Source organism: Falsiroseomonas sp. E2-1-a20, from assembly GCF_051433195.1.
In the GTDB taxonomy this organism is placed as follows: domain Bacteria; phylum Pseudomonadota; class Alphaproteobacteria; order Acetobacterales; family Acetobacteraceae; genus Falsiroseomonas.
In genome coordinates this window covers 1-1050 of sequence record NZ_JBHMFT010000162.1, presented here as the reverse complement: position 1 = coordinate 1050, position 1050 = coordinate 1, and the positions used below count along the sequence as shown (strand labels likewise).

At 72.4% G+C, this 1050-nt stretch carries 1 pseudogene; it reads right to left on the bottom strand.

The annotated features are described in order from the left end of the window. Nucleotides 1-1050 (bottom strand): annotated as a pseudogene (locus ACFHPP_RS31135) (AAA family ATPase); the annotation flags it as partial.

The following is a 1050-nucleotide window of genomic DNA, read 5'->3' as shown; positions in this document are numbered from 1 at the left end:
CCGGCTCCGCCGCCTCCACGAAGAAGAAGTCGGAGCCCTCCGTCGCCTCCAGCTCCGGCATCTGCCCGTGGTTGATGCGGTGCGCGTTGACGATGACGCGGCTTTGGGCCGCCTGGCGGAACACCTCCGTCAGCCGCACCACCGGCACGGCGCTGGAGACGATGACATCGGCCAGCACCTGGCCCGGCCCGACGCTGGGCAGCTGGTCGACATCGCCGACCACCAGCAGCGCCGCCCGGTCCGGCAGCGCCTTGAGCAGGGCCCGCATCAGCGGCACGTCCACCATGCTGGTTTCGTCGACCACCAGCAGGTCGCACGCCAGCGGATGCGCCTCGTCGCGTTTGAAGCCGCCGGTCTTGGGGTCGGTCTCCAGCAGCCGGTGGATGGTCCGCGCTTCGAGCCCGGTGCTTTCCGACAGGCGCTTGGCGGCGCGGCCGGTCGGCGCGCACAGCGCCACCTCGACGCCCCTGACGGTGAGGATCCTCAGGATGGAGTTGACCAGGGTGGTCTTGCCGACGCCGGGGCCGCCGGTGATCACCAGCACCTTGGAGCGCAGCGCCAGCCGCACCGCCCCCAGCTGGCTCTCGGCGAGCCTCAGGCCGGTCCTGCCCTCCACCCACGGCACCGCCCTGGCGGCATCGATCTCGGGCCAGGTCGGGCGTCCAGCGGCCAGGACGCGCAGGCGCTCGGCGATCGCCTGCTCGGCCCGGTGGAGCCCGGCCAGGAACACGCAGCGGCGGCCCTCCACCCGGTCGGCCACCACCTCGCCGCTCTCCCGCTCGAGCGCCGGCGGCACCTCGATGAGCTTCTCCGTCAGCGTTGCCAGTTCGTCCGCCGGCAGGCCGCAGTGCCCCTCATCCATCGCCTCGGCCAGGGCGAAGGAGATGCCGGCGCGCACCCGGATCATCGCCGTCTTGTCGATGCCGAGCCGCTCGGCGACGCGGTCGGCGGTGAGGAAGCCGATGCCGCGGATGTCGCGGGCCAGGCGGTAGGGGTTCTCGGAGATCAGCCGCACCGCATCGACGCCCTAGGTCTTGTAGATCCGGACGG